This window comes from Pedobacter sp. HDW13, assembly GCF_011303555.1.
Taxonomy (GTDB): Bacteria; Bacteroidota; Bacteroidia; order Sphingobacteriales; family Sphingobacteriaceae; genus Pedobacter.
This window is the reverse complement of record NZ_CP049868.1, coordinates 3,896,636-3,923,507: the sequence shown is the minus strand read 5'-3', so window position 1 is coordinate 3,923,507 and position 26,872 is coordinate 3,896,636. Positions and strand designations below refer to the sequence as shown.

General features: G+C 39.8%; 22 protein-coding genes. 6 read left to right on the top strand and 16 right to left on the bottom strand.

The genetic code is table 11. The features are described from left to right. Positions 1 to 12: 12 nt before the first annotated feature. The 6 genes from mraY to mraZ form a co-directional block, all read right to left on the bottom strand. Positions 13 to 1,260, bottom strand: a complete 1,248-nt coding sequence (gene mraY / locus G7074_RS16450; RefSeq protein ID WP_124560857.1) for a phospho-N-acetylmuramoyl-pentapeptide-transferase — start codon at positions 1,258 to 1,260, stop codon at positions 13 to 15. Next, positions 1,260 to 2,717: a UDP-N-acetylmuramoyl-L-alanyl-D-glutamate--2,6-diaminopimelate ligase gene (locus G7074_RS16445; RefSeq protein WP_166209976.1), complete on the bottom strand. Its 1,458-nt coding sequence runs from the start codon at positions 2,715 to 2,717 to the stop codon at positions 1,260 to 1,262. Before G7074_RS16445 ends, mraY begins: the two co-directional genes overlap by 1 nt. 67 nt (positions 2,718 to 2,784) lie before the next feature. Then, positions 2,785 to 4,887, bottom strand: coding sequence for a penicillin-binding protein (locus tag G7074_RS16440; protein ID WP_124560859.1), 2,103 nt, complete (start codon positions 4,885 to 4,887; stop codon positions 2,785 to 2,787). Then, a complete protein-coding gene (locus G7074_RS16435; RefSeq protein ID WP_166209973.1) occupies positions 4,877 to 5,299 on the bottom strand; it encodes an FtsL-like putative cell division protein in 423 nt (140 codons plus the stop codon). Before G7074_RS16435 ends, G7074_RS16440 begins: the two co-directional genes overlap by 11 nt. Next, positions 5,296 to 6,201 carry a 16S rRNA (cytosine(1402)-N(4))-methyltransferase RsmH gene (gene rsmH / locus G7074_RS16430; protein ID WP_124560925.1) on the bottom strand — a complete coding sequence of 302 codons (906 nt, stop codon included), beginning with the start codon at positions 6,199 to 6,201 and terminating at the stop codon, positions 5,296 to 5,298. The genes G7074_RS16435 and rsmH overlap by 4 nt, the downstream gene beginning before the upstream one ends. Continuing rightward, entirely contained in the window at positions 6,191 to 6,658 is a 468-nt protein-coding gene (gene mraZ, locus G7074_RS16425) for a division/cell wall cluster transcriptional repressor MraZ (protein ID WP_124560861.1), read from the bottom strand. The genes rsmH and mraZ overlap by 11 nt, the downstream gene beginning before the upstream one ends. A 445-nt stretch (positions 6,659 to 7,103) precedes the next feature. Between mraZ and G7074_RS16420 the strand changes: the two genes are divergently transcribed. Both G7074_RS16420 and G7074_RS16415 read left to right on the top strand, forming a co-directional pair. After that, positions 7,104 to 9,131, top strand: a complete 2,028-nt coding sequence (locus tag G7074_RS16420; protein ID WP_205944082.1) for a beta-N-acetylhexosaminidase — start codon at positions 7,104 to 7,106, stop codon at positions 9,129 to 9,131. A 204-nt stretch (positions 9,132 to 9,335) separates the two neighbouring features. Then, entirely contained in the window at positions 9,336 to 10,907 is a 1,572-nt protein-coding gene (locus G7074_RS16415) for a PepSY domain-containing protein (RefSeq protein ID WP_166209970.1), read from the top strand. A gap of 170 nt (positions 10,908 to 11,077) precedes the next feature. On the opposite strand, the gene G7074_RS16410 is transcribed toward G7074_RS16415, so the two are convergent. The 7 genes from G7074_RS16410 to G7074_RS16380 form a co-directional block, all read right to left on the bottom strand. Continuing rightward, positions 11,078 to 11,629 (bottom strand): hypothetical protein, encoded by a 552-nt coding sequence (locus tag G7074_RS16410; RefSeq protein WP_124560863.1) that lies wholly within the window; start codon positions 11,627 to 11,629, stop codon positions 11,078 to 11,080. A 320-nt stretch (positions 11,630 to 11,949) separates the two neighbouring features. Beyond that, positions 11,950 to 12,732: a hypothetical protein gene (locus tag G7074_RS16405; RefSeq protein ID WP_124560864.1), complete on the bottom strand. Its 783-nt coding sequence runs from the start codon at positions 12,730 to 12,732 to the stop codon at positions 11,950 to 11,952. Between the two features lie 156 nt (positions 12,733 to 12,888). Beyond that, entirely contained in the window at positions 12,889 to 13,116 is a 228-nt protein-coding gene (locus tag G7074_RS16400; protein WP_166209967.1) for a hypothetical protein, read from the bottom strand. Positions 13,117 to 13,119: 3 nt separating this feature from the next. After that, positions 13,120 to 14,649 carry a C25 family cysteine peptidase gene (locus G7074_RS16395; protein WP_166209964.1) on the bottom strand — a complete coding sequence of 510 codons (1,530 nt, stop codon included), beginning with the start codon at positions 14,647 to 14,649 and terminating at the stop codon, positions 13,120 to 13,122. 18 nt (positions 14,650 to 14,667) lie between these two features. Then, on the bottom strand, positions 14,668 to 15,591 hold the full coding sequence (locus tag G7074_RS16390) for a S8 family serine peptidase (RefSeq protein ID WP_240916332.1): 924 nt from the start codon (positions 15,589 to 15,591) through the stop codon (positions 14,668 to 14,670). 101 nt (positions 15,592 to 15,692) lie between these two features. Next, entirely contained in the window at positions 15,693 to 16,361 is a 669-nt protein-coding gene (locus G7074_RS16385) for a hypothetical protein (RefSeq protein ID WP_166209961.1), read from the bottom strand. Positions 16,362 to 16,390: 29 nt separating this feature from the next. Beyond that, entirely contained in the window at positions 16,391 to 17,167 is a 777-nt protein-coding gene (locus G7074_RS16380) for a M15 family metallopeptidase (RefSeq protein ID WP_158674066.1), read from the bottom strand. Between the two features lie 513 nt (positions 17,168 to 17,680). Here G7074_RS16380 and G7074_RS16375 point away from each other — a divergent pair. After that, complete coding sequence (locus G7074_RS16375) at positions 17,681 to 18,406, top strand: response regulator transcription factor (protein ID WP_166209958.1); 726 nt, start codon at positions 17,681 to 17,683, stop codon at positions 18,404 to 18,406. A gap of 336 nt (positions 18,407 to 18,742) precedes the next feature. On the opposite strand, the gene G7074_RS16370 is transcribed toward G7074_RS16375, so the two are convergent. From G7074_RS16370 to G7074_RS27260, 3 genes are all read right to left on the bottom strand, one after another. After that, complete coding sequence (locus tag G7074_RS16370) at positions 18,743 to 19,939, bottom strand: ATP-binding protein (protein ID WP_124560870.1); 1,197 nt, start codon at positions 19,937 to 19,939, stop codon at positions 18,743 to 18,745. 190 nt (positions 19,940 to 20,129) lie between these two features. Continuing rightward, positions 20,130 to 20,654, bottom strand: a complete 525-nt coding sequence (locus G7074_RS27265; protein WP_240916331.1) for a DUF1080 domain-containing protein — start codon at positions 20,652 to 20,654, stop codon at positions 20,130 to 20,132. Next, on the bottom strand, positions 20,639 to 21,103 hold the full coding sequence (locus G7074_RS27260; protein ID WP_240916330.1) for a hypothetical protein: 465 nt from the start codon (positions 21,101 to 21,103) through the stop codon (positions 20,639 to 20,641). Before G7074_RS27260 ends, G7074_RS27265 begins: the two co-directional genes overlap by 16 nt. Before the next feature lie 478 nt (positions 21,104 to 21,581). Between G7074_RS27260 and G7074_RS26735 the strand changes: the two genes are divergently transcribed. The 3 genes from G7074_RS26735 (at position 21,582) to G7074_RS16355 (ending at position 26,330) form a co-directional block, all read left to right on the top strand. Beyond that, the gene (locus G7074_RS26735; RefSeq protein ID WP_205944081.1) at positions 21,582 to 22,880 is read left to right on the top strand and encodes a carboxypeptidase-like regulatory domain-containing protein; all 1,299 of its coding nucleotides are present in this window, start codon (positions 21,582 to 21,584) and stop codon (positions 22,878 to 22,880) included. A gap of 397 nt (positions 22,881 to 23,277) precedes the next feature. Beyond that, positions 23,278 to 24,741: a TonB-dependent receptor domain-containing protein gene (locus G7074_RS26730; protein WP_370526521.1), complete on the top strand. Its 1,464-nt coding sequence runs from the start codon at positions 23,278 to 23,280 to the stop codon at positions 24,739 to 24,741. A gap of 11 nt (positions 24,742 to 24,752) precedes the next feature. Beyond that, positions 24,753 to 26,330 (top strand): SusD/RagB family nutrient-binding outer membrane lipoprotein, encoded by a 1,578-nt coding sequence (locus G7074_RS16355; RefSeq protein WP_166209955.1) that lies wholly within the window; start codon positions 24,753 to 24,755, stop codon positions 26,328 to 26,330. Positions 26,331 to 26,872: the final 542 nt, after the last annotated feature.

The following is a 26,872-nucleotide window of genomic DNA, read 5'->3' as shown; positions in this document are numbered from 1 at the left end:
TTTACCTTTTTATTATCTTAATTTCAACGTCACGATTGTCATAATGGCCAGCATAATTCCAATAATCCAGAAGCGGGTAACAATTTTTGCTTCATGATATCCTTTCTTCTGGTAATGGTGGTGCAAAGGAGACATCAGGAAAATCCGGCGCCCTTCTCCAAATTTCTTTTTGGTGTATTTGAAGTAGGATACCTGCATAATTACCGATACCAGCTCTACCAGAAATATTCCACATAAAATCGGAATCAAAAGCTCTTTACGGATCATCAGTGCAAAAGCTGCTATGATACCACCAATGGCTAAACTTCCTGTATCGCCCATAAAAATCTGAGCCGGGTAAGAATTGTACCAAAGGAAACCCACACATGCTCCCACAAACGCTCCGGCAAAAATCATCAACTCTCCAGAGTTAGGGATGTACATAATATTGAGGTAATCGGCCATGATGGTATTACCCGATATGTAGGCCAAAATACCCAGGGTAATCCCGATTACGGCTGATGTTCCTGTTGCCAGGCCGTCGATACCATCGGTAATGTTTGCCCCGTTTGAAACCGCAGTGATAATAAATACCGTAAAGGCCAGAAAAATGATAAAAGCATATTTCTGATAATCGCCACCTAAAAACTTCAGTACCTTTGCATAATCGAACTCATTGTTCTTATAAAAAGGCATATTGGTTTTAGTCGATTTTACATCCTGCGTGTAGTAAAATGTTTCACCTTTCTGACGCAACACCATCGGTACAGAAGAAGTATTTTTAACATTATCCTGAACGGTTTCGCGCACCACGATATTTGGGTGGAAATACATTGTTGTTCCAACAATCAGCCCTAAACCAACCTGACCAACAACTTTGAAACGGCCAGCCAAACCTTCCTTATTCTTTTTGAAAACCTTGATATAATCGTCCAAAAAGCCAATTGCACCCATCCAGATGGTGGTAATGATCATGAGGATGACGTAGATATTGGAAATATTGGCAAAAAGTAAGGTTGGAATCAAAATACCCAGCAAAATGATAATACCACCCATTGTTGGCGTACCTTGTTTTTGCATCTGACCTTCCAGACCTAAATTCCTTACGGTTTCGCCTACTTGTTTTTTGTGCAGGTAATCGATCAATCTGCGACCATATACTGTTGTAATGATTAACGATAAAATGATCGATACAGAAGCACGGAATGTGATGTACTGAAACAGCCTCAATCCGGGAATGTCGTAATGCTTATGCAGGTATTCGAATAATAAATATAACATTAGCTGATCGGGTTTAATTGTTCAAGTAAAATCTCTTTATCATCAAAATGATTTCTTACACCATTAATCTCTTGGTATTTTTCATGTCCTTTTCCGGCAATCAAAATGATATCTCCTGGCTGAGCCAAATGACAAGCAGTTTTAATCGCTTCTTTTCTATCCAAAATGGATAAGGTTTTACGTTTATTACTTGGCGAAACCCCTGCTTCCATCTCACTGATAATTGTCTGCGGATCTTCTGTCCGTGGGTTATCAGAGGTTAGGATTACTTTGTCGCTCCAATCGCAGGCTACCTGAGCCATAATCGGGCGTTTGGTTTTATCGCGGTCTCCGCCACAACCTATTACTGTAATTACCTGTTCGGTACCTTTACGAATATTGGCAATGGTGCTCAGCACATTCTGAACAGCATCGGGCGTATGTGCATAATCTACAATACCGATAATTTTATCAGGCGAAGTGATATAATCGAAACGGCCTTCTGCTCCAGACAAAGTGCTTAAAAGCGTTAATACCTTTAATTTATCCTGCTCTAACAAAATAGCTGTACCATATACGGCCAACAAGTTATAGGCATTAAAAGAACCCACGAGTTTAAAATAAACATCTTCGTTATCGATATCCAGGTGTAAACCACTGAACTGGTTTTCAATAATTTTGGCTTTAAAATCTGCAAGCTGCTTAAGCGCATAAGTTTTTTTATGTGCCTTTGTATTTTGCAACATCACCATACCATTTTTATCGTCGGTATTGGTCAGTGCAAAGGCTGATTTAGGCAAACCATCAAAAAATGCCTTTTTAGCTTTCAGGTAACTATCAAAAGTTTTGTGAAAGTCTAAGTGATCGTGTGTGATGTTCGAAAATACGCCACCAGCAAAGCTCAAGCCTTCAATACGGTGCTGTGCCACTGCGTGCGAGCTTACCTCCATGAAACAATAATCGCAGCCTGCATTTACCATATCCCTTAAAAGCTGATTCAGCGCAATAGGATTTGGTGTAGTATGAGTAGCAGCTACCACCGTATCATTGATGTAATTTTCTACAGTTGATATTAACCCTGTTTTATAACCTAAGGCTTTAAATAACTTGAATAAAATTGTGGCAATGGTTGTTTTTCCGTTTGTACCAGTAATACCAATCAGTTTTAAATCGGCCGAAGGATTACCAAAATAATTGCCTGCCATAATACCCAAAGCAACCGAAGTATTTTCGACTTTAATGTAGCTAACTTCTGCATTTGGATTCTCGGGCAGGTTTTCGCAAACAATCACTGTGGCTCCCTGCGCAATAGTTTGATCGATAAACTGATGTCCATCGGCCAATGTCCCTACTACGGCAAAGAAAACATCATCTTTACCTACCTTACGCGAATCGAAATTCAGCGCATTGATTTCTCTATCGGTTTTGCCAACCAATTCTTTAATCGTTACACCGTAAAGTAAATCTTGTAATTGCATTTTATTTATTCTTAGTATCAAGTATTTCCAAGCGAGTATCAAGGCCTTCCACCCTCAACCTTCCACCTTAATTCAACTCTATCTGTACTCCTATTCCCTTACCAATTTTGGTACCTGCAGCTATCGACTGACCGGTTACCTTGCCTGAGCCAAAAACTTTGGTTTTTAAGCCTGCATTTCCCAACAAATACAAGGCATCTTTAAGTCCCATTCCCGCTACGTTTGGCATAATACCTTTACGCTCGTTGTTTTCCTGGAAAATGGTTCCAGCACTGGTATCTATTATATTATAGTATTCAGATTTTGACGCGAAAAGCGGCTTAAATCCGAATGCCTTATATACTTTTTGCGTAGCCTTACTCTGCCCGGCTTTTGTTGGCGGAGTACCCGTGTTGCCCACCAAACGTGTTGGCATATCGTTGTACATCTGCATATCGCTGGCGTAAATGCGGTCAGAAATTTCCCTGAACACTGGCCCTGAAACCGTAGCACCATAATAAGCTCCTTTTGGATCGTTGATTACTACGATTAAAGAATATTTAGGTTTATCAGCTGGAAAATATCCCACAAAAGAAGCCTGATATTGTTTTTTGCCTTTATAACCTTTATTCGCATCTGCCACCTGAGCAGTACCCGTTTTACCGGCAATCGGATATAGAGGATTGTAAACAACCTGTTTCCCACTACCTTCGGTTACCACACCTTCAAGCATTTTCCTGATCTTGCTCAAGGTAACATCCGAACAGATTTTATCATTAACTACCCGGGCCTTAAACTGCTCAATCGGATTACCCAGCCTTCTGATCTCTTTCACAAAAATCGGCTCTACCATTTTGCCATTGTTAGCCACTGCATTATACAGGGTCAGCATCTTTAACGGTGTCAAATTCATTTCATAACCATAAGCCATTTGAGGAAGGGTCATGTTTTTGTTCCAGCTTCTGTTTGCTTTTATATTTTTAATCACCGGTGCTGCCTCTCCTGGGATTTGCAAGTCCATTTTTTTGTTCAAATGCCAGTCATATAAATGATCGGTAAATTTCATCGGATCGCTACCATAATGCATATTGATCAATTTTGCAATCGCGGCATTCGAAGAGGTTTCGAATGCTTTTTTTGCGGTAACTGTTTCAATTTTAGGATGCGAATCTGTAATCAGCTTTCCAGGAATCTGATAGTACCCTGTTCCAATCATGGTATTGGTATCAATCAGCTTATCTTCTAAAAGCGCCATGTAAGAAGCTAGCTTAAAAGTCGAGCCTGGATCCTGGTTACCTGCAATGGCATAATTAAATTTCTCTTTATAAACACCTTCTTCTACTTTAGAGAAATTGGCTACCGCCCTGATTTCACCAGTGGCCACTTCCATTAAAATCACGGTACCATGATCAGCCTGCGATTTAATTAATTGCTTTTCTAAGGCACTTTGCGCCAAATCCTGCATATTTACATCGATGGTCGAGATAATATCGGCACCATCTTTTGGCGCAACTTCTGCTTCTTCATTCACCGGAATATAAACCCCACCGGCAATGCGTTGCATCAGTCTTTTTCCGGTTTCGCCGTTGATATATTCTTTATATGCACCTTCCAAACCTACCCCGTTAGCCACATTTTCGTTTTTATAACCGATTGTACGGGCAGCGAGAGCCTGAAAAGGAAGAATACGCTTATTCTGCTGTACCGCGATTAAGCCACCACTGAACTTACCTATATTATAAAGCGGAAAACTCCTGATCGTTTTAAGATCAGCATACCCCACTTTACGGTGAATTAATAAATAACGCGCGCTATCCTGACGACCTTTACGCAGGTAACGGGCATATTCTTTTGCGGTTTTATCCTGAAAAATCTGGGATAGTCTATAACCCAGCGAGTCTACTTTTTCATTAAACACTTTATCATCAGCAATACCACCGGCAAACATATCCATGCGCAGCTCGTACTCTGGTATCGAAGTAGCCAGCAAACTGCCATCATTAGAATAAATATTACCGCGCGTAGCCTCAACACTCACATATCGTGTAGAAAGGCTATCTGCCATAGCTTTCCATTTTTTCCCCTGCACAAACTGCACCTGACCGAGGCGTAAAAACACCGCAAAAGCAAAAAGCACAATTAAGCCAAATGCCAGATATACACGAAGCAAGATGTTTGCTCTAATATTCATCGCTTTTAACAACTATTTTTTTTGGTGGTTCAATCAGTTCTTTTATCCCAAGGGTATCAACCTTTTTAGCAACCTCTGTTAGTTTACTTTTAAACATCAGATCGGCCTTTAGCGATTTATACTCCCATCGCAATTCTTTTACTTCTTTATTTAACTTATCAATGCGGCGCACATTGTTTACCGCAAAGTGGCTATTGGCAATATAAATCATCCCCAAAAAGGCCAAAAAACACAAATAAGGCAAAGCATCAGTTGCCGCCTCTTTACTTACTAATCCATCATTAAAAAGCTTACTAATGAAGGAGTTGCTATCCATTTTCTCCTCTGCAGTTTTCGGCCTTTTGGGCACAGCTTTTAATTCCGGCTCAGGCCCAACTTCCTCTTCTTCTATCTCCTCTCTAAACCTGTTCATATTTTTTCTGCAATTCTTAGTTTCGCACTGCGGGCACGATTGTTCCTGGCAATCTCCTCATCAGTGGCAATAATCGCTTTACGTGTAATTACATTAAATGGCTTTTGCTGGTTCCCGAAGAAATCTTTCTCCACCTCTCCCTGAAACTTTCCTTTTGCCATGAAGTTTTTAACCGGCCTGTCTTCTAACGAGTGATAAGACATCACTACCAGATGACCACCTGGCTTTAATACCTCAGCCGCCTGTTGTAAAAAATCTTCAAGCACTTGTATTTCAGCATTCACCTCAATGCGCAAAGCCTGAAAAACTTGCGCCAGGTATTTATTTTCTTTTCCCTTTGGGATATAAGCCGAAATAGCCGATTTTAAACTATCGATATCAGTAAAAGAAACCTCCAAACGCGCAGTTACAATAGCCCGAGCCAAAGACTTCGCATTCTTCACCTCGCCGTAGATTCCAAAAATTTTATGCAGCTTATCTTCAGTATAGGTATTCAGGATTTCAGCAGCAGTTAAATTGCGGTGCTGATCCATACGCATATCCAGGTCGGCATTATGACGGATTGAAAAACCACGCTCAGGTACATCAAACTGATGAGAGGAAACACCCAAATCAGCCAGAATACCATCCACCTGCCTGAAACCTTTTAAACGCAGGTTATTTTTCAGGAAACCAAAATTCTGATCGATAAACACAAAGCGATCATCAGCAGGAATATTAGCCTGGGCATCAGGATCCTGATCAAAAGCAATCAAAATCCCTTTCGGACCAAGATGTTTTAAAATCTCGCGCGAATGGCCGCCACCACCAAAAGTAACATCTACATAAACCCCATCAGGCTTAATATTCAAGCCATCGATACAAGGCTGCAACATTACCGGAACATGGTAATTATTCTCCATCAGCACCTCCTTTCTTATCACCCATTACTTTTTGAGCCAGACTAGCAAAATTGGCCGGAACATCATCAAAAATATCTTCGTAAGATTTTTTATCCCAAACCTCGATACGATCTAACTGGCAAGCCAAAACCAGATCACTACCGATACCAGCATACTCTACCAAAGATTTCGGCAGCAACACCCGGCCGGCAGCATCAAGCGAAAGCTCGGTTGCCCCACGGGTAAAGGCCCTAACAAAGGCACGGTTTTCCTGATCGTAAATATTAAGCTTAGCAAGGTCGGCCACAACGGCGTCCCAAACATTTTTAGGATAGATTACCAGATTTTTTTCAAAACCACGGTTAATTATGAGCCCATCATTCTCAGCATTAGGCAATTGTTTCTTAAGCGCAGCAGGTACCATAAGGCGGCCCTTTGCGTCAAGTTTACAATCAAATTCTCCTAAAAGTTGGGTCATAGTGGTATCTACACTTTTTATCTAGTGTAAAAGTAAAGAGTTCTACCACTTTTTACCACTTTTTACCACAAAAAAGTTTTCCACATCGTTTTTGTTACAATTTGGAGTTCGCAATATAACCAGAATATATAGATTGGCATATTCAAAAACCTACTATAGACTGATAATAAGGCAATTAAAAATAAAATATTCAAAAGTGTCACGCCCGCCCATTTTTACCCAATATTTTGAAGATTTTACCTAAATACGCTCATTTATAGGATATAAAACCCCGCTATGCCTTTCGTTTTGTGGTACATTTTATATCCTTTTCTGGGAAAATCTCCCACATCCCAAAGCAGCCCTGATAACGATACGATTACGCAAACGTTTGAGCGTTATTTGTATTTTCTTTATCATTTGTTTATCTCTAATTTGGATGGAAACTCACCCTTAAACACCCAAAATGAAAAGCCAAATTCTAAAAATGATGCTTGTGCTGACTTTGAGCACATCTATCAGTTTTGCTCAAACAACCAACCTCTCTTTAAACAGCATTATTCCTAAACCGCTGTCTGTTACTCCTTATGCAGGCAAGTTTGAATTTAAACCTACCACTCCTATTTATTACCAGGGGCAAGCTCAGGCACCAATAAGCCTGTTTGCTTCGCTACTGGCAGGCAGCACCGGCATAAAAGCTAAAACTTTACCCTTGCAGAACCAAAGTCAAGGCATCCTCTTCATGGTATCAGACACTTTGAATAGTCTGGGTGAAGAGGGGTACCGGATCGGGATCACTCCAACCGCCATAAGCGTTTATGCCAAAACAAGTGCTGGTATTTTTAACGCCACTCAAACCATCAGGCAATTGTTACCAGCACAAATTGAAGGTAAAACAAACGGAAAAACTTCGTGGAGCATTCCTTGCGGTGAAATTATTGACAAGCCACGCTATGGCTGGCGAGGATATATGCAGGATGTTAGCCGTACTTTCTATGGCGTAGATGTAATGAAGAAATATATAGATGTAATGGCGTTGTATAAATTAAATGTACTACACCTGCACTTAACTGATGATCAGGGCTGGCGGATAGAAATTAAAAAATACCCCCTGCTTACCAGTACCAAAACGACCATATTTGATAAAAGCACCAATCAACCTGCAGAAAGAAGTGGTTTTTATACGCAGGATCAAATTCGCGATTTAGTTAAATACGCAGCTGAACGCAACATTACCATTATTCCTGAAATTGATGTACCCGGCCACTCATGGCCAACCGTATTGGCTTACCCCGAACTGGGCGTAAACCAAAACCGCAAACCTGATTTTGTTTTTCCATTTCTGGATTCATGGTCGCACTGGGGTAACCAGTTTACCCCAAACACCCTCGATCCAACCAAAGAAGAAGTTTACGAGTTCTTAAATAATGTATTTACTGAACTGGCTGATCTTTTCCCTGCAGATTACATCCATTTCGGTGGCGACGAAGTAAGACATGTGCTTTGGGAAAAAGAACCGCACGTACAGGAATTCATGAAAACTGGATCGCTAAAAAACACCAATGAACTGCAGAGCTATTTTGTGAAGCGTATTTCGACCATTATTAAAAGTAAGGGCAAAAAACCAATTGGCTGGAACGATATTTTAAGTGATGCTAAAAACCTGACTAAAGAAACAGCAATTATGTCGTGGCTGGGCGACGAAGCCATAGCCGATGCTGCAAAAAACGGATTTTATGTGGTTGCCACTCCTACTGATCCTTTTTATTTCGATATTACCCAGGCCGATCGTAATGATGGCACCATGAGCGATCTGGCTTATGGAAACATCAATTCACTTGAAAAGGTCTACAACTATGAACCGGAAACCGGTTTAAGCCAGGATGAAGGGAAATTTATTTTAGGCGTGCAGGCCAACCAATGGACGGCCATAACCCAGGACCTGAAAGACATGAACGTGCAGAATTTTCCACGTTTACTTGCACTGGCCGAAACAGGCTGGATACCTAAAGGAAACAGAGATTTGGCTGGTTTTAAAAAGCGTTTATCAGATAATTTAAAACGTCTGGATTTACTCAAAATCGATTATTACAAACCTGGGGGCTACATTTCGGGAACCTGGGAAGCCAAAGCGATTGGTAACGAATTTCGGACACTTAGCTGGGATGTAACCAAAAAAACTTATGCCAATGGCCGCATTACAGCAGGATTCTTTTACACCAAGGGCGTTAATTTTATGGAAATCAAAAAGGTAGAACTACTCGAAAACGGGAAAGTAATTGCCCGTGATGAACATACAGGTATTGCGGATAAATTCAGGGGCACGCATAAGGTTAAAAGCTTTTTGTACCACCTGCAGCTCGACCATTACAAACCAAATGCAAAGTATGAACTAAAAGCAGAAGTTAAGGGCATTGGCGGCACCGACAGCAATGGCAATTTTACTTACAACCTAAGCCCTTTTGACCGGTTAAATGTGTCGGAAACTAAATAATATATCTTACATCTAATATGTGCATGAATCCGTGCACATATTAGATTTTAAAATCATATCCGATTATATGGTCTGATAGCCAAATCCTAACTCTACTTATTTAGACTCATTAAAAATAATTTGCATAAGCGGGATTAAAACTATTTCTTTGTATTACAAACAAATTCTGAAATACGTTCCCTTTCAAGGGTATATCTCCGTTAAATGAAATCAGCAGGCAATTCTAAAAAAATCAATTGGGCAAAACACCAAAAAAGATGGTTCGGTAAATGGCACCTGTATTTGGGCATTATTGCTGGCGCAATTGTGGCATTTGTAGGTGTTACAGGAAGCATTCTTGTTTTTCAGGATGAGATTGACCGGGCACTAAATCCTAAGCTGTTTGAGGTAGTTGCGCAAAAGCAAAAAATGCCAGTTGAAGAGATTGTACCGATCATTAAAAAGAACTACCCAGGGCTAAAAATCGACTACCTGATGCTGAATAACTTCAAAAACCCCAATGAAGCTTACAGCGTTTTGAATTTAAAAAGCGAAGAAGAAACCTTTATTAATCCATATACCGGAAAAACAAGTGGTAAAAGAATACACACCAGTTCTTTTATCCACGTAGTTACAGAGCTGCACCGGACCTTACTCATTCCTGTTGCGGGCCGCTATATCTGCGGGTTAGCTTCGCTTTGTCTTTTAATCTTAACCATTTCGGGTTTACGTTTATGGATCCCAAAGAAATGGAAACAACTTAAGACAGTACTCACTGTTAAGTTTAGCGGTTCGTTTAAACGCCAAAATTACGACTGGCACAATTCGCTGGGTTTTTATTCCTCACCTATTGTCGCCATACTAAGTTTAACCGGTTTTTGCATTACCTTCTCTACTTTAGTCATCCCATTCCTTTTTTTATTGAGCGGAAAATCGCCTCAAGGCGTTGCCCAGTTATTAGGAGCGAAATCGGCCTGGCATGCGCAAGCTGTGCCCCTGCCTCTCCATGCGATTACGGCAGCAGCCAAGCAAAAAATGCCCAATGCCTATATTGGCGGCATTGCCTTTCCTACTGATAAAACCGGTACTTATCGTTTGGATATGCTAAGCGGAAACCTGCCCAAAGTTGGGAAGAGAGAAATGCTGGTTGTTGATCAGTACACTGCCAAAACTTTACTGAATAGCCGCAGCGATTTCCCCAATGTTGGCAATGCTTACCTCAGCTGGTTAACACCGATCCATTACGGCAGTTTCGGTGGCCGGCCAACGCAGGTTATTGCTATTATTGCCGGATTAATGCCTCTGGCACTTTTTATCACTGGCTTTATCATCTGGTGGCCCCGTTATAAAAAACAAAAAAGAGGTAAAAAGCGAAAGCTTAAAGAAGCACTGCAAGATGAACAGATCAGTGTACCCGTTAGTGAACAAGAGGAAAAATCAGCGATAGAGAAAACCCCTCGTCCAAAATTAGGGCGGTATTTTCTGCTACAGTTTAAATCGGGCATTAAATATGCAGCTGTTATTCTTTTGGTAAGTTTTATCATGGGTGCACTGTACGGCTTACCATCGGGCATCATTATCCAGCCAGCTATCTTTGTGGTAGCCTTTAGTGCGGTAATGGTATGCCTTAATTTTATATGTGCGCTACTGGCAGAGCTTTTCAATCTCCTGTTTTTATTACCTTTTAAGAAAGGGAGCCATAGGATAACACGCTATTTTGCCATATCGGCTGCGTTTTTGGTTTGTTACTTAACAGCATACATGATCCTGCTCAATACTGGTTTAGAGATATTCTAAAGTGATGAGTCCTTTTGTATCTGGATATCAGGTGGTACCATCTGAGGACACCTAGACCATCGCGATCAGTAATGGTTGAAAGAGAAGTGTCAATCGATTTTATTGCAACACTATCGTCCCCGTCCACAATCCAGTTAAGATCGAAATACCCATATGCTGAAACGAAATATTTACTTTGTTTGCCCGCTGCCGGCATCCATAAATTGTTCAGTTAACACTAGTTTCATAGCTAGATAGCCACTGATGAAGCCCCAGGTAATAAAGTAAATAATTATTGCCGCGCAGCATACCGTGTTGTGTTGAGAGAGATCAACTTTACTAACTATTGATTGGGCCCCGCTACCCATGATCTGGGCTACTTTATAAACAAATTTAGGAATTTCTTTAAGTTGAACAAGGCTGGCACCAATCAATACTTTGGTCAGCCAGTCCGAAATTTGAGTGAGGTTGGTATTCTCCTGATATTTCACCCTGACCGATTGCTCTGGACTTAATGCTGTTATCCCCGTCACTGAGGGTACATCGGATATTAATTTAGGGACGCTAAAAATAAAGCCTAAAAGACCTCCTATTGCCAAATAAGCAATCGACCATAGCAACATTAGTCCAATATTCAAGCCACTTGTTAATGAAAGCCATAATACAAAGCCTCCCCCTAAAAGTGTGCCTAATAAAAGCCAGCAGCTTGTCCAGAAATAACGAAGGTTAATTTTACCGACCATAGAGTTTTGGTTTTATGATACAATTATTTATACTCGGATATCAGTCATAATATTCTGTCCACTAGCGCGTAACGCACCACGGAAGCGATAGTCAGAATAAATTCAGTTCAATTCTTATCATTTATTCTTCGTTCTGAAATACTCCGGTTTTTAAACATGATTTGTTTCTTCCCTTCCATAAAATTAATTCTCAGCTTCTAGACCTACAATAGCTAGATATAGCTATTACTTGTTGTGCATTTAGGATAAATTATTTTTTAGTTTATCCTAAATGCACAACAGGTAGCTATTATAGTATATTTAACAGATTCTTCTCAGATTTAGTTTCGTTCTGATTCGATTTCAGAGGGTTTGTCTGGATTAAAATTTAATTCTCTAAAGCTTTCCCGAGTCAGCACAATTTTTTCACCAATATCTTTTGGCTCTACACTCACCGAACCGATAAATGGATCTCTTATTCCCATTATTTTATATAGAGGCGTAAGTCCATTTTGTGCAATATATTTTAAAGTACTTCCATGTTGTCTCGCTACTGAAAAGTCTAAAGCAGCATCCGTTATCTTTATACCTGATGCACCAATACCAGCATTTGCTTTTAAATCTAGATTTGCGCCACTACTATTGGAAATAATAATCGTAGCAGAATCTGCACTTACTAATTCAGTAACCACTACCCAGTCTTCATCCCAACTCCCATCCTCATACTTTTCAAGAATCAGTTTTGTTATTTTGCCAAGATTAATTAACTGAGAAGTCTTGTTACCAGTTGTCTGAAATACAATACCTTCATCATTTTTAAATTCAAAATTAACCCCTGCCTCTGATAGGGTAAGTGCACTTCCTAAAACCGGTGCAGAACCCGAAACTTTCATTGAAATAGTAACGGAATCACTTGATGTGAAATCCATATCCGCTGTACTATCATCTACAAAAATATCCATTGGAATTCCTTCATTTTCAAGTGAGCTATAGATAGCCAGAACTCCAGAAGAATCCAATTTACCAATAAAGCCAATTTTCAATGGTCTTCCAGGATCCCAGGTTGCTCGGTAACCAATCTGACGACTCATGTGTGACAAGTAATTTTTTTGTGGATTTGCCATAATATTGTGTTTTAATGAGACTATTTCTTTTACCATCTCATCTACAATATCATGATAGTTGTCGCCATTGAAAATAGCTATTTATAGCCATTTTCAATCTCTTGTATGCGTTTTACGAAATAAAACAAAAGTTGATAAAGGCCTTGAATCTTGACTTTAGTCCATTTCCGTTATTTTTTTTGCGATGAAAAGATAATTGTCAAGTTCTCCTTCCGCAGCTACATTTTTACCGGAAAGTACTTTCAAATCTGAGCTTTCAAATGGATTATCCTGCTCTCGCTGAATTAGGTAATCTCCTGTCGTAGTTTCCAGATACACTGCATCATGAGCACTTTTTGAGCCCAAGGCAAACGGCTTTACAACGATCTTTCCAGTAAGTTTCATCAATTATCTACTTAAATATTCCCGGTAGCCCATGAATTGATTATCACGTTCCTTTACGACCAGCACCTTCAGATCGCAAATACCACTATCAAAGATACGACCTTTTTGGAACACGTGATAACGGATTTTTTGGTTACCCTGCTTGCTCAATTTGAAGATGTGAGTAGCCGCAAAATTGTCGCCAAATGCTTCATCAACTTCAAAAACTGTTTTAGATTCAGCCACTCCAAATTGAACCAAATTTTTAAGTGCTGGAAAGTCCACCATTGGATTTACAGATCCCGAATCGCTGATCTTTTCTGTATTGGGAATAGTTAGACCAAGATTTATACCTTTTGCCTGCAATGTAAATCGCCTATCTTTAATTGTACTCATCATTTCCTTAGGCTCAGCGGATTGTACCGGATGTACAGAAGGATCTCCCAAAATATGGAACTGTGCTAGCGTCTTCAATTCATGAAAGTCTAGTATCGGTCCACTCACACTGAGAAACCTCTGGCGCGCAGACAGGAGAGCACTACCACTAGAAGAACCATTCAGAATATTGATACTGAAATACTGGCAAATCAAATCTGCAAGCCCTTGGCCTACTGCGGGACCATAGGCAATAGTGGAACTCCCCATAAACACTGCTGCTCTATTCAGCAAATAAGTACTGGCAATGCCCATGCCTGCTCCAGATGCTAACAATTGGGCTCCATAGCAACATTCTGCAGCTACAAAGGCTCCCTGGCTTACCTTTCCCGATAGGTCAGAGGGACGCAGCGCCTCAGGATAGCTACTCCCGATTTGCCCATAGAAACTCGTTCTGCTGAGCGCTCCATGAAGGTTAAAGAAGTGAGGAAGGGGTCCTAATTCTGTTGTGCTGTATCCTCCAGTTATATCAGGAGGACTGTTTTTCATATGAAAGGAGTTCCCAAAAATATTTCTAAGACTTATCTGTGTTGATCCTGTCCAAACGTTGGCAGAACTAGAGAAATAATCTGTTATTGCACTCCGGTTAGCGGGGACTGCAGCTATGATCTGGTCAATGATCGTCCTAACGTATTCAATATCTCCGTTACCTTCTTCCAAGTCATTTGAAGGCAAGTCAGGAATTCTTCCAATTACACGTGTGGGATTGGTGAAAGTATTACAGTTGGTACTGAATGGGGAATCGCAGGCATAAGGAAGATCTGATGAGATAAATTCATCAGGATCACTTCCTGAAGCTCCTGATTGGTGAAGCTGGTTAACCAGTTGCTGAAAAGGAAATATATCCTGAGCTCCAAAAATAGCCAGATATTCCGGACTTTCTTTCCAATAAATCTGATCTACAATATTTTTGCAGGCAACTTCATCAAATACTGTGGGTAGAGGATACCCATATTTTTTTGCAGTTACCAGATCATCAATGTAAAGAATTACAGTTGATATGCCCCTAAGGGCATCTGCGCCAATAAGGTTGCTGAATATTGTGTTAAGCTGGGTTATATTGGCGCCATATTTCTTATTAAGAGTACCTTTTAGGGTAACTATTATCTTTTTTACCATCTCTAAGTCTTTATGGGGTTATTTAAATCTGTTCTTTAAAAAAGCTTTTAAAGTTTTTGATGCAGCAGGATGTTCAATTACTGCATTTGCAAATGAATCCCAATTTAGCGCACTGATCTGGTCAAAGTCTACCTGGTTGCCGCCGATTTTAATAGCAAGTTCGGGATAACCATACAACAATTGCCATAACTCAGTATTAAACATGTCTATTCTCGACTGCTCCTTTTCATCGGGTAATTTCTTCATTAGAGTGTCTAAAATTGGAAACCATGGAGTTTTATCTTCCGGAGTTTGTGCAATATCCAACTTTACAGGTATTTTCAGTGCATCAAGGGCTTGTACGATTCCATTTCCGAAATATTGCGAATAATCTCCAAACCCAGGTTTAATGATCTTTTTTGCAGTGCTGAACAATGCGTTTCTAATGGCCTCAACACGTTGCCAGGGTGCTGCTGCATCTAATTCCTTGTGGTTCTTTTTATAATAAATCGCAGCTGCAGCCGCAATTTGGGGTGTTGCGGAAGATGTCCCTGCTCCATTAAACTGCACAGTACCTGAAATAAAATTAGCCCAGGGCATATTAGGCGTGTAAGCCGCCAGTGCTTTTTGCATGTCCTTGGAAGGACCATAATTGCCTTGCATTTCATTAATAAGACTTGTGTAGTAAGGTGCCTGGTCATAGGTTACTCCACATGCAGCTATTACACGCTGAAAACGTGCCGGATAAACCAAATGTCGAGTAGGCAAGCCTGCAAAGTTATTCCCTGAAGCGGTGACAATCGTTATCCCCGCATTATAAGCCGCATTTACCGCATCGGCCCATGCCCGGGATGGCGCACCTCCCATACTCATAGAAACTACATGAACCTGAGTACCACTATTAACAATATCTGTGAGGTAATTAAGTGCCAGTGCAAAAGCACTTGTTTTAAATAGTACCACCGATTTGGAAATTCTGCAGCTGATTACTTCGGCAAAATAAGCTGCTCCAAGATAATCATTAAACTCTCCGCTGGCAGTTGTTAATTTTATTTTATCGCCTGCTAATATGCCCCTGTTCCTGTACCATGAAAGGGCTGCTTCAGAATACCTTCACTTCCTGGATCCAATGCCTTATCAGATTGCTCACCTGCTATAAAATTCCGCTGATGCGGGTTATCCCTTATTTTCTGTGGAATCGCAAAATGATTAGTATAACCGGTATCAAGATGTCCGATCCGAATAACATAGTCATCAAGATCGGCCACCTCGCTTCTGGCAGCACCTAGTTGTGAATGCTCATTATCAAGATGCCAGACCAAATTTTGTTTAGGTGGCCAGTCTGGATCAACATTATCTCCTTTTGCCTCGGTACCGAATGATTTGGCTGAAACGGAATTGAAACCATCTTGCATCTTATCATCTACAGTATACTCCTGCCATAAATCTGGTTCTATATACTTAACATTGTTACCTGAATTTAAAGCGGCATGCGCCAGATCCCATGAATGTACTTCTAGATCACTTACCTCGGTTTTAACGGTAACTTTTGTCAACTGAGAAGTAATTGCCGGAATCGACTTTGAATCAATGACTTGATTAAATAAAGTTTCACATTTAGCAACTGGAATACCAGCGCCTTTTAGACTGGCCACTATATCCGGCACTTCTTTCATCAAAGGATCAGACTGGTAATCTATGATTAACTCAATAGGTTGATTATATCTTTTCATATTGGCGTAGTTTGAAATAAGATAAATTGTTAAAATATTTTTGAAACCTCAAAGTGCATTCCGTCAGGCCTTTTAAAATGTCCTCCCCAGAAAAAACCAAATTCATTAGCAGCGGGAACAAGCTCTCGTACACTTCCTTCGTTTCCAACGAGTGAAGGTAGAGTATGAAACTGATTCCATTCTTCGTTAATATCGAAAGCGGTGCCGAAGGCATGATTACTCAGAACTGTCCTACTGTTTCTCTCGAACCGTGGTTCGAATGATCCCTGCCATGATTTCACAAGACCTAACATCCCGTCATGCTCCCATCTCGCCCAGAGGCCAATAAGTTGGTCTTTTGCCGCTTTATGAAATTGGATTTCCGGCTTTTTAAGTATTCCCTTTAATTGCGGGATACTTACTGTGACTATATTCTCTATCCAGTTATTTGTAATTTTGATATGCTCAGGATTCTCCACCTGCGGTTGTGAGACAAACTCCATTCTTCCAAACATTTGTTGCCTGATTGAATTGCTATTAATGGAAGAAAAATCTGGTTTAGGTGGCCAATTGTTGCTTTCTTTTGTATTCCGGTCATCCTGAACCTTATTGAAGCCTTTGAGCATAGCTGCACCAAAAGTATTATTCCCTACTATTCCATCTTGTTTAATCCCATTTAGCTTCTGAAATGCTAACGTTGCCTTCAACGTACTTTCACCAAATATTCCATCAGCAACATCAGAAAACAAATTTTGACCTGATAAAAAAAACTGCCAATCCTTTACGCCTTGGCCACTATTTCCTCTCTGTAAAAGTTTCAATGCCATGATTGCACGGTTTAGGTTGTTAAAATTTAGTATTAGATATTGGAAAACGAATAATACAAGATAACCCGAGTTCATATTTTATAAAATAGCTATTTATAGCCATTTTAGGTGATTAATCGTCGCAGGCCATTTTGGAAAAACAAGAACAACTTCAACCTAATGAGATCCTAAAAGGCATGGAAAAGTCTGGCAGAAAGAAATCAGACCTCAACCGCATTCCTTGGATAGAATCATTATCTTCCAAATAAAAAAAGCGTTGTCATCTCGCGACTCGATTCTGGTGACCAATTCTAAGTCCTACATTAAAACATCGCGTTTCTACCTAGCCCAAGGATTAAATCCTGCTTTCAAAATTTTGAAAAGAAATCAAGAAAATGTGTAAACTATTTGTGCATAATGTACCCAAAAATTGGTATTGACGAACCAGCTAGTGAACTGTATATTAGATACATTGTTAATCAGTCCTGTAACAAACAGATTTTAGTTCTCGCCAAATTCATTAAGGGTAACAAAATGAATAAAGACCAACCAAGGGGAAATGATTTACCAACCTGGTTTTATGAATCCGAGGACATAGCTGATATAGAGGTACTGCTACCTCTAGACAACTACCATATTGAAGAGATTTCAAGAGGAAATCAAAATATTAGATCAATGTTACCAATCATTTATCTCTTCGATCAAAAGAAAAAGGCATTTGTCCTGAAAAGAGCAACACTGGGAAACTTCTATCTGCTGGACCCCATGCAATGGCAACAACTTCGTTTAATTGAGTTAGAATCATTAGTTTCCAGCATTCAGGATCATAATAAAATGGATTCACAACACATATTCAGCCCATTGTCTACTGAAAAAAGAATACTAAAAACACAGCAAGGCCTATGCGAAACCTTTTTACACCGTAGAGGCTTTTTGGCTACTGGAGGGAGGAGTACTTGTTTTAGCTTTGGTATCTTATTTAGAATCGATGCACATCAGAAGATTCAATGCATGAGCCAGTTTTCAAAGCCTAAAAACACAAGCACTGTTAAAGAGAAAATCCCTCCGCATCTGTTTTCACGACGGGAAACTGAAATCCTGTTATGCATGTCTGAAGGAATGAGTAGCAAATTGATTGCTTCCAAATTGAACATAAGTGAGTTTACGGTCATTAACCACCGCAAGAACATGATGGACAAATCGGGAATGCCTAATGCGACTTCTTTGGTTACCCTTGCCATTCGGCAAGGTATTATTTAATCACCTACTATTAGCTCATGTGTATAAGCATCACGACTTTATCGGTTTTAAGTAGAAGCATGAGTACAGCTGTACCTACTCAAACCGCACGCTGTAATTGGCCACAATGGTTTTGGAGAAACAAACATTTCCTGAGGTCAATTATTAATCAAAACACGCCGCAAACAGGTACTCGATATCTACCGGTTCACCATTCTCTCAATAGTTAATCCAATTTTGACATTAAACCTTGAGGCGATGTTTTCTAGCCCCCTTAAATAACCGATCGGTGGTTTGAGACTCTAATAAAACTGCTATCACATTGGCTAGCCTTCTGTCTTTATCTTTCAACCAGGTTTAGTATAAAAAGCCAAACAGCCAAAGCGGAATTTTATTATTAATCCCACTCTCAAGGTTATCCAATGCCAGATACGCCTTATTAATGCCTTCAATCTGTTTATTGGTTTTACCTGTTCCCCCCACCTCAAAAGTATAAATGTCGTCTATTAAAAAATCTCCTTTTAATGGCAAACTAATATTATGTTCAGTATTACTAAACTGGTTCATAAAGAATGACTCTCTCAGTGATCCTGTATCAACATTTTCAGGAGCAAGTGCGAAAAGCAAATTGGTATTTTCCAAAAATATCTTATCAGGTTTTTGCAGGATACTAATACTTTTTCCATTTGCAGCAAGAGAATTAATTAATCTGGCATTATTAAGATAGTACAAGTATTCTACGATCATGTTTCTATGTATTCCAGTTTTCTCACTCAATTTAGTGATATTGGGTTTGAATGGGACATTAGTAGCCAAAATAGACATCAACTGATAGATTTTTCTGGAATGATGCGGATTAAATCCTGCGACAAACTGAAGATCCTCTTCGATGATTAAACGTACGACACGTTCTACACGTATGGCATAGGTATTGATGTTTTCTATGAAAAATGGATAATATCCATGTCGCAAATATTCGTTAAAATACTGCAGCGGTTTGAATTTTAAGCTCAAGGAATTAGCAATTTCCACATGGTGTTCCAAAATATCCTCTAACCGGAATGCGTCAAATTCTCCAACCCCAATGAATTGTAAATATTCCCTGTATGATAAGCCAGTCATTTCATACTGCACCGCGCGTCTGCTTAAGTCTGCATTTTGGCGATTAATATCAATGATGGAAGACCCCGTGAATACAATTTTAATATCTTTATAAAAGTCATAAATGTTTTTAATTTCTCTGGCCCAGTTGGGGTATTTATGTACTTCATCGATAAATAATATTTTCCCGCCTTGTTGCCTGAATTCCATAGCAAGGTCAGAAAGAAGGTGTCCAGTAAAATAGATATCATCCATTGTTATATATAAGGCTTCTTTACTAGTTCCATATTCGGCCTTAAGTCTTTGCAATAACAAAGTCGTCTTTCCCGTTCCCCTAGCTCCTAAGACGGCAATTAATCTATCATTCCAGTCAATTGATTTTGCCAAAGGACGTATGATATTCATAGATTGCTCAGTGATGACTACGTTGGATTTAATTTGAAGATTCTCCATTTTGCTAATTATTTATAGCAAAAATAATAAAAATTGCTATAAATAATCAGCAATTTAAAGGAGTACGATTTATAATTTGATGCTTTCTTTTTGGGATTTAACACCAAAAGGTGATCAAGTAATTTATTATGCTGTAATTGAAGGTTCATAATGTCAGTTGCCACCATCTGACATTATGAAATTTAGATAATTATTTTGCCTGTGTAATTACAATTTTCCGGTATTCAATTGGCATGTGATCGCCCTGCAGGTAAATTGGTCCGGGTTCTGCTTCGTTACTATCTAATGCACCACCAGTAATGCCCGGAATTTCCTGATTGCTGATGATGGTTTTACCATTGGCTACTACCGTAACCAAACGCCCCACCAGGGTGATATCGTAACTCTGCCATACATCAGGGCCTAATGTAGCCATTTCGTTAGCTGTTAAAAAGCCATAAACGCCGCCGAACAATACGCTGTTTGGATGCGCATCTTGCTTACTGTCTTCAATCTGCACTTCATAACGTCCCCTTAAATACACGCCGCTGTTTCCGCCTTGAGGATATCTGAATTCGACATGAAGCTTAAAATCGTTATACTTCTGTTCTGTAATCAGGTTAGAACCTGCTTTCGGACTGGTTAAAATGCCATCTTTCACTACCCATTGGTTTTGCCCACTTGCTTTCCATCCCGTTAAATCTTTACCGTTAAACAGATTTACAGCCTTGCCCATGCGGGCGCTGCTGCTCTTTTCAGGTAAGGGGCTTTAACACCTTTCCAGCTATATTTTGTACCGTTGCATTCAGTCATTGCTCCCTGAATTCCAGCATCGGTTAATTCTCCTTCCATCACTAAATTCGCTGTACCACTCTCCCATTGTGGTGGAATTTCGAACCTGAAAGTTTTTCCATCAAACTTAACTTCTGATACCGGACGCGCACTTCCTGCTGTAGAAACAAAATAGCCAACCAGTGTTTTATAGCCTGATAATTTCACTTCCAGCCAGGCTGGTGCGGGCTTTCCATTCTGATCAACGGTTATATCCCATCGGCCAATCAGTGCAGTAGGTTCAGCAGCGAAATGATTGTAATTGGCATTAGTTGACCTTGAAGCAAATGTTTTTTCTGGTAAACCTGCAATCAAGAGACAACCTAAACCAAACAAACAGATTTTTTTTCTCATAAGTGTAATTCATTTATAAAGCAATGCTTGTTTTAGTACACTGCTATTGGTTCTGTATTAAGATAATTTAAGTAAGGTAGAACTTATTTCTTTTACGCACAAATCTTTGACGTAAGGACATTCAGCACAAGGCGATTCTATGTAAACTGTGTTTGATAAATCGATAGAGATCGGGGTTAAAAAATATTTTTCTTTACACTTGTTACAATGTATCAGGTTTTTTACTAATTTACACTAACCAAATTAAATATCGCAAAACCAAACAAACAACGAACAAGTATTAGATCAAAATCATTACAACACCCTAAACAAAAGAACTAACCAAATATTATATAACATGAACCACGATATGTTGTGTAATAAAAGCAAGTAAAGTGCTACGTCTTGCTTAGGAGTGTAAAATGACAGCTTGTTGCGGAAATGCTGGAAGGTAATCGAAAATTTATTTGGCATTAACCTAAACTAAACAGAAAAATGTATGAAAATGAGGAACATTCATTTCACAAGCTGTGCCCTGGAATTAACTTTTTCTAGCACAAGCCGGGGCCTCCGGAAACTGGCACTCCTTGCCGTTACAGCAGTTGGCTTACAGCATGCGGCTAAAGCTGAAAGTGGCACAACAAACAAAAACCTATTCCCCAAACCCTTAGAGGTAGTAAAACACTCCATTAATGTAAGTGAGAAAATGGCTAAGACGATTACCGGATTGGTGGTTGATGAATCGGGCTTGCCACTTCCGGGAGCAACAGTTGCTGCTAAAGGCGCCAGTGCTAAAACCGTTACTGGTCCTGATGGAAAATTTACTTTAAACGTTCCTGATAATGTTACAACATTGGTTGTTTCCTATATCAGCATGGAAACCCAGGAAGTAAATATCAGCAACCTGACTAACGTAACCATAAAACTAAAACCTTCGGGCAATGCAAACTTAACCGAAGTAGTGGTTACCGCCTTAGGCGTAAAACGCGAGAAAAGAGCTTTAACCTTTGCGGCACAACAACTAGCGGGTACAGAACTTACCAAGGCTGGTGCTCCGAACTTTATGGAGGCTTTAAGCGGTAAAGCTGCCGGTATTGATATCGGAATCAGTAACTCTGGTGTGGGCGGTTCTACAAAGACAGTATTAAGGGGTTCAAAATCAATTACCGGAAATAGCGAAGCACTTTTTGTAATTGATGGGGTTCCGGTGGTAAATAATAAAGGTGGGCAGCCGGGATCATACGGCGGTACAGATGGAGGCGATGGTCTTTCGGCACTAAACCAGGACGATTTTGAGTCGGTTACTATTTTAAGGGGAGCCAATGGTGCTATTTTATATGGTAGCCAAGGCGCTAACGGCGTAGTGCTAATCAACACCAAAAAAGGCCAGAACGGTAAAATTGCTATTGCTTTAAATTCAACCTTAAATTTCAGCAATGCAGCAACATTACCTGAGTTTCAGTTTGATTACGGTGCGATAGCCGGCAGCGATTACAGCTGGTCTAAAACAAAAGGTAATTACCAAAGTAATTATATTGATGATTTTTTCCAGACTGGTGTAAATACCATTAATTCAATATCAGTATCTGGCGGAAACGAAAGAACAACTACTTACTTTTCATATGGAAACAATAATGCATCGGGTATTGTACCAACCAGCACTTACAACAAGCATAATGTAACTTTAAGTCAGGAAACCAAGTTATTTGATGATAAACTTACCTTAAGTGGAAATGTGAGGTTCTCTTACGAAAAATCAAAAAACCGTCCTGGGGCAGGTTATTACAATAACCCTTAACCGGTTTATATTTATTTGCAAGGGAAAGAAATTTTGATGATTTTAAAAACAACTATCAAACTTTCAGCGCTACCCGAAATCTGTATATCCAAAACTGGTATTCTACAGAAGAAAAACAAAACAATCCTTACTGGGAATTAAACAACGACCCTAAACTTTCTACCAGCAACAGGGTAATTGCAACGGCAAAAGCATCGTATGCATTTTTACCGCATTTTAAATTTGATGTACGTGGTAACATTGATTACAACGATAGGCTATTGGATTACCGTTATGCTGCAGGGGTAACTCGGTAAGCGTAAGCTCTAACGGTACCTGGAATTATGCCAAGTATAATGATAAAGCCTTATATGGAGATGCTATTTTAAGCTATGATAATACCTTTGGTAAATTCAGTTTGAATAGCGTATTTGGAGGGAGTATCCAGGATTATACTTTTAACGACGGGATGATGTTTGCAAATGGAACTGTACCACTTCAGTACCCGAATTTTTTTAGTTTCGCCAACCTTCCCTACAATTTAGTTATTAACCAAACCTATAGCAGGATTCAGAAACAAGGTCTATTTGCCAATGCTTCATTAGGCTTCAAGGACATGCTTTATCTAGATCTGTCGGGCCGTAACGACTGGGCCTCTACACTGGCGACTACCGGAAACGACTCTTATTTTTATTATTCGGGAGGATTATCTGCCATAATAAGCCAAATGGTAACCATGCCAAACGGAATTAATTATTTAAAACTCCGGGCATCAACCTCGAGGGTTGGAAACGAAGTACCATTTAATATTGTAAACCCAGGCAACACCATAGGTGGTGCTGGTGGGCCAAACGGCATTGGTGGTATTACAAGAAATACGCAAACACCTTTTGCGACATTGGTACCTGAAAAAATAACCAGTAATGAGATTGGTTTAGAAAGCCGCTTTTTAAATGATAGATTAACCCTGGATTTTACGTATTACAAAAACACCAGTACCAATCAATTTTTATCATTACCAGCCCCTTCAGGTTCTGGTTATACCTTTTACTATGTAAATGCGGGTAAAGTTACCAACCAGGGTTTTGAGTTGACACTAGGCGGGGATCCTGTAAGAAATGGAGATTTTAAATGGAATACAACTGTAAATTTATCGCGGAACAGAAATAAAATTGTTGAGTTGATTGCCGACAACCCAGGTTACCAAGTAGGTAGCGACAGCGAGGGCTTTAACTCAATCATTAAAGCAGGCGGCTCTTTCAACGACTTATATATTTTCAAATTTGCACGTAATGCTGCAGGTCAGATTATATTAGATGCTGCAGGAAAACCAACCAAAGCTGCAACTCAAGAGTATGTTGGTAATTTAAATCCTAACTTTATTGCCGGCTGGAACAATACCTTCACTTACAAAAAACTAAGCTTAAGCGCTTTGGTAACTGCTAAATTTGGCGGTGTGGCTTTCTCTAAAACCGAAGCTTTTCTCGATTCGTATGGTGTAAGCAAAAGAACCGGTGAAGCACGTGATGCAGGAACTATTCCAATCAACGCTATACAAGGCAATACTGCCCAAACCACAATTGACCCGGCACTTTATTACTCTACAATAGGTGATAGAAATGGCATTATGGAGCCTTATGTATTCTCGCGTACCAATGTTCGTTTAGCACAAGTGGCGCTATCGTACAATTTACCGGTTAAAGGCTCAGCCATTAAATCGGCTTCCGTATCGTTAATCGGACGTAACCTGTTTTTCTTCTACAAAAAATCTCCATTCGATCCGGAGCAGGCAATGAGTACCAATAACAGTATGCAGGCTAATGATGTATTCGCCATACCTGGTACACGTTCTTACGGGCTAAATCTTAAGTTAAACTTCTAATATCTTAAATAATGAAAAAATTATGTTTAATGGTGCTTGCTTTGATCCTACTCAACTCCTGCACCAAGAATTTCGAAGAGATAAATACCAATCCGAATCAGATATCAGATAAAATGTTAGAGCAGGATTTCAACCTGGTTGGTTCTTCTTTCTCAGGGATGATGTTTAACCTGATGGGACACCAGATTGAAGAGGATCTGTGTTATGATAACTGGATGGGATATATGGGTACACCAACACCTTTTGTAGCCAATGTAAACAACACTACTTATTACCTGCGCTGGATTGATGCCTATTGGAATCGTATATATGGCAGTGTAATGTCGCCTTCAAAACAGGTAATACAATTAGCTGAAGAGAAAAAACTACCGTTATTTGGCGACTGGGCAAAATTGGTTAGGGTATTGGCCATCTCAAAATTAACTGCTATTTATGGTCCGGTAATCTATTCAAACTACGGTTCGGCGGGCTTAGGTTCGATTAAATACGACAAAGAATCGGATTTATACAACAACCTGTTTACGCAGTTAGATCAGATTGAAACCAATCTCAAAGCCAACACATCCTACACCGGCTTTACCAAATTCGACCCAAGTTATAAAGGCAACATCGCTTCGTGGTTAAAATTGCTTAACTCAGTACGCCTGCGTTTAGCTATGCGTTTGGTAAAAGTTAGCCCTACCATTGCTAAAACACAGGGAGAAAAAGCCCTGGCCGATCCTGTTGGATTAATTACCACCAATGCGGAAAATTTCCTGATTTCGTTAAATGGTGAGGTAATGCCTGTTTCGATGATTTGCTTTGATTGGAACGATACCCGGATGGGCGCAAACATGGAATCGTTTATGGTAGGTTTAAAAGATGGCCGTATAGCCAAATATTTTAGTGAAGTAAGTGATGCCAGTTTAGTAACTGATCATCCAGCCTACAAATACAAAGGTATTCGCGGTGGCGCTTACATCAATGCTAAAGATGACCGGGTTTCTTATTCTACCGTGAGCACCGATTTCAAATCGGCGCAAAACAGAAGAGGATTTACCGCAGCGGAAGTAGCCTTTTTAAAAGCCGAAGCTGCGTTAAGGGGATGGGCAAATGCAGGTGACGCTAAAACAAATTACGAAAATGGAGTACGTCTTTCATTTGCAGATTGGGGTGCAGCAGGTGTTGATGCCTATCTGGCTGATGCAACCAGCAAACCCATCAGCTATACCGATCCGAAAGATAGCCGGAATAATTTCACACCACTTTCTACCATTACAGTGGCCTGGAATGCAGGTGATTCGAATGAATTGAAACTGGAAAAAATTATTACCCAAAAATACCTGGCTACATTTACCAATACCTTGGAGGCCTGGGTAGATTTTAGAAGAACAGGCTATCCAAAAATCCCACACGTTGCTAAAAATGACAGTAGTCCTGATTGGGGTGTAATAACCGCCGACCAGTGGATTAAGCGACTGGTATTTGTGCCTGCAGAAAGAACCGGAAATGCTTCGGCTGTTGCAGAAGCTGCTACTTTTTTAAGCTCGGGTAAAGACGATATTGCTTCGCGCCTGTGGTGGGATACCACTACTGCAAGTAATTTTTAATTTCTTTTCGATGCTAATTCAAAATGGCTGCCGGAAAAAGGCGGCCATTTTTATTTGCAAGTCTCACTCAGGGCATCGTTAATTGATAGGCATACTCAACCCTACCAAAACCATAAGTAGCACCAAACTGGCTGTCGTGAACACCAGTTAGCACAACATCGAAACCCATTCATCCTTTTGGAGAATCTAGTTCAGAAATAGTTTCTTTCACATTTATAAAGCTAACATATCCCCCCCTACTCGCCTCGTTTAAATACTGTACGGCAGAATCGGTATTCTATTCAATACTGTAATTTAAATTACATGTTAATATTTTCTTTCAGTCTCCTAAACGAGTTCATCAAAATTAGGCTATCAGTCATAATATAAAACACCCCTATCTCCATATCGTTTTCTAAAATCAGTTACTAATTCTTTCGAAATGAATAAAAATGCTTTGTTCTCTACAATTAACGTACATAAAGCGTAGTCGAAAATCTAGTTCTTTGAGTGTTTCGTATTCCGAGGCACCAATAAATCACCAAACTTGGTCATGCCCTATC

What these genes read in the sequence shown, in the direction of transcription:
- mraZ (WP_124560861.1), bottom strand. Translation starts at nt 6,658, where the DNA reads ATGACCCAACTTTTAGGAGAATTTGATTGTAAACTTGACGCAAAGGGC.
- G7074_RS16370 (WP_124560870.1), bottom strand. Translation starts at nt 19,939, where the DNA reads ATGGAGAATCTTCAAATTAAATCCAACGTAGTCATCACTGAGCAATCT.
- G7074_RS16385 (WP_166209961.1), bottom strand. Translation starts at nt 16,361, where the DNA reads ATGAAAAGATATAATCAACCTATTGAGTTAATCATAGATTACCAGTCT.
- G7074_RS16415 (WP_166209970.1), top strand. Translation starts at nt 9,336, where the DNA reads ATGAAATCAGCAGGCAATTCTAAAAAAATCAATTGGGCAAAACACCAA.
- G7074_RS27265 (WP_240916331.1), bottom strand. Translation starts at nt 20,654, where the DNA reads ATGGGCAAGGCTGTAAATCTGTTTAACGGTAAAGATTTAACGGGATGG.
- G7074_RS16355 (WP_166209955.1), top strand. Translation starts at nt 24,753, where the DNA reads ATGAAAAAATTATGTTTAATGGTGCTTGCTTTGATCCTACTCAACTCC.
- G7074_RS16435 (WP_166209973.1), bottom strand. Translation starts at nt 5,299, where the DNA reads ATGAACAGGTTTAGAGAGGAGATAGAAGAAGAGGAAGTTGGGCCTGAG.
- rsmH (WP_124560925.1), bottom strand. Translation starts at nt 6,201, where the DNA reads ATGGAGAATAATTACCATGTTCCGGTAATGTTGCAGCCTTGTATCGAT.
- G7074_RS26735 (WP_205944081.1), top strand. Translation starts at nt 21,582, where the DNA reads ATGAAAATGAGGAACATTCATTTCACAAGCTGTGCCCTGGAATTAACT.
- G7074_RS16410 (WP_124560863.1), bottom strand. Translation starts at nt 11,629, where the DNA reads ATGGTCGGTAAAATTAACCTTCGTTATTTCTGGACAAGCTGCTGGCTT.
- mraY (WP_124560857.1), bottom strand. Translation starts at nt 1,260, where the DNA reads ATGTTATATTTATTATTCGAATACCTGCATAAGCATTACGACATTCCC.
- G7074_RS27260 (WP_240916330.1), bottom strand. Translation starts at nt 21,103, where the DNA reads ATGAGAAAAAAAATCTGTTTGTTTGGTTTAGGTTGTCTCTTGATTGCA.
- G7074_RS16400 (WP_166209967.1), bottom strand. Translation starts at nt 13,116, where the DNA reads ATGAAACTTACTGGAAAGATCGTTGTAAAGCCGTTTGCCTTGGGCTCA.
- G7074_RS16380 (WP_158674066.1), bottom strand. Translation starts at nt 17,167, where the DNA reads ATGGCATTGAAACTTTTACAGAGAGGAAATAGTGGCCAAGGCGTAAAG.
- G7074_RS16420 (WP_205944082.1), top strand. Translation starts at nt 7,104, where the DNA reads ATGAAAAGCCAAATTCTAAAAATGATGCTTGTGCTGACTTTGAGCACA.
- G7074_RS16440 (WP_124560859.1), bottom strand. Translation starts at nt 4,887, where the DNA reads ATGAATATTAGAGCAAACATCTTGCTTCGTGTATATCTGGCATTTGGC.
- G7074_RS16445 (WP_166209976.1), bottom strand. Translation starts at nt 2,717, where the DNA reads ATGCAATTACAAGATTTACTTTACGGTGTAACGATTAAAGAATTGGTT.
- G7074_RS16395 (WP_166209964.1), bottom strand. Translation starts at nt 14,649, where the DNA reads ATGGTAAAAAAGATAATAGTTACCCTAAAAGGTACTCTTAATAAGAAA.
- G7074_RS16375 (WP_166209958.1), top strand. Translation starts at nt 17,681, where the DNA reads ATGAATAAAGACCAACCAAGGGGAAATGATTTACCAACCTGGTTTTAT.
- G7074_RS16405 (WP_124560864.1), bottom strand. Translation starts at nt 12,732, where the DNA reads ATGGCAAATCCACAAAAAAATTACTTGTCACACATGAGTCGTCAGATT.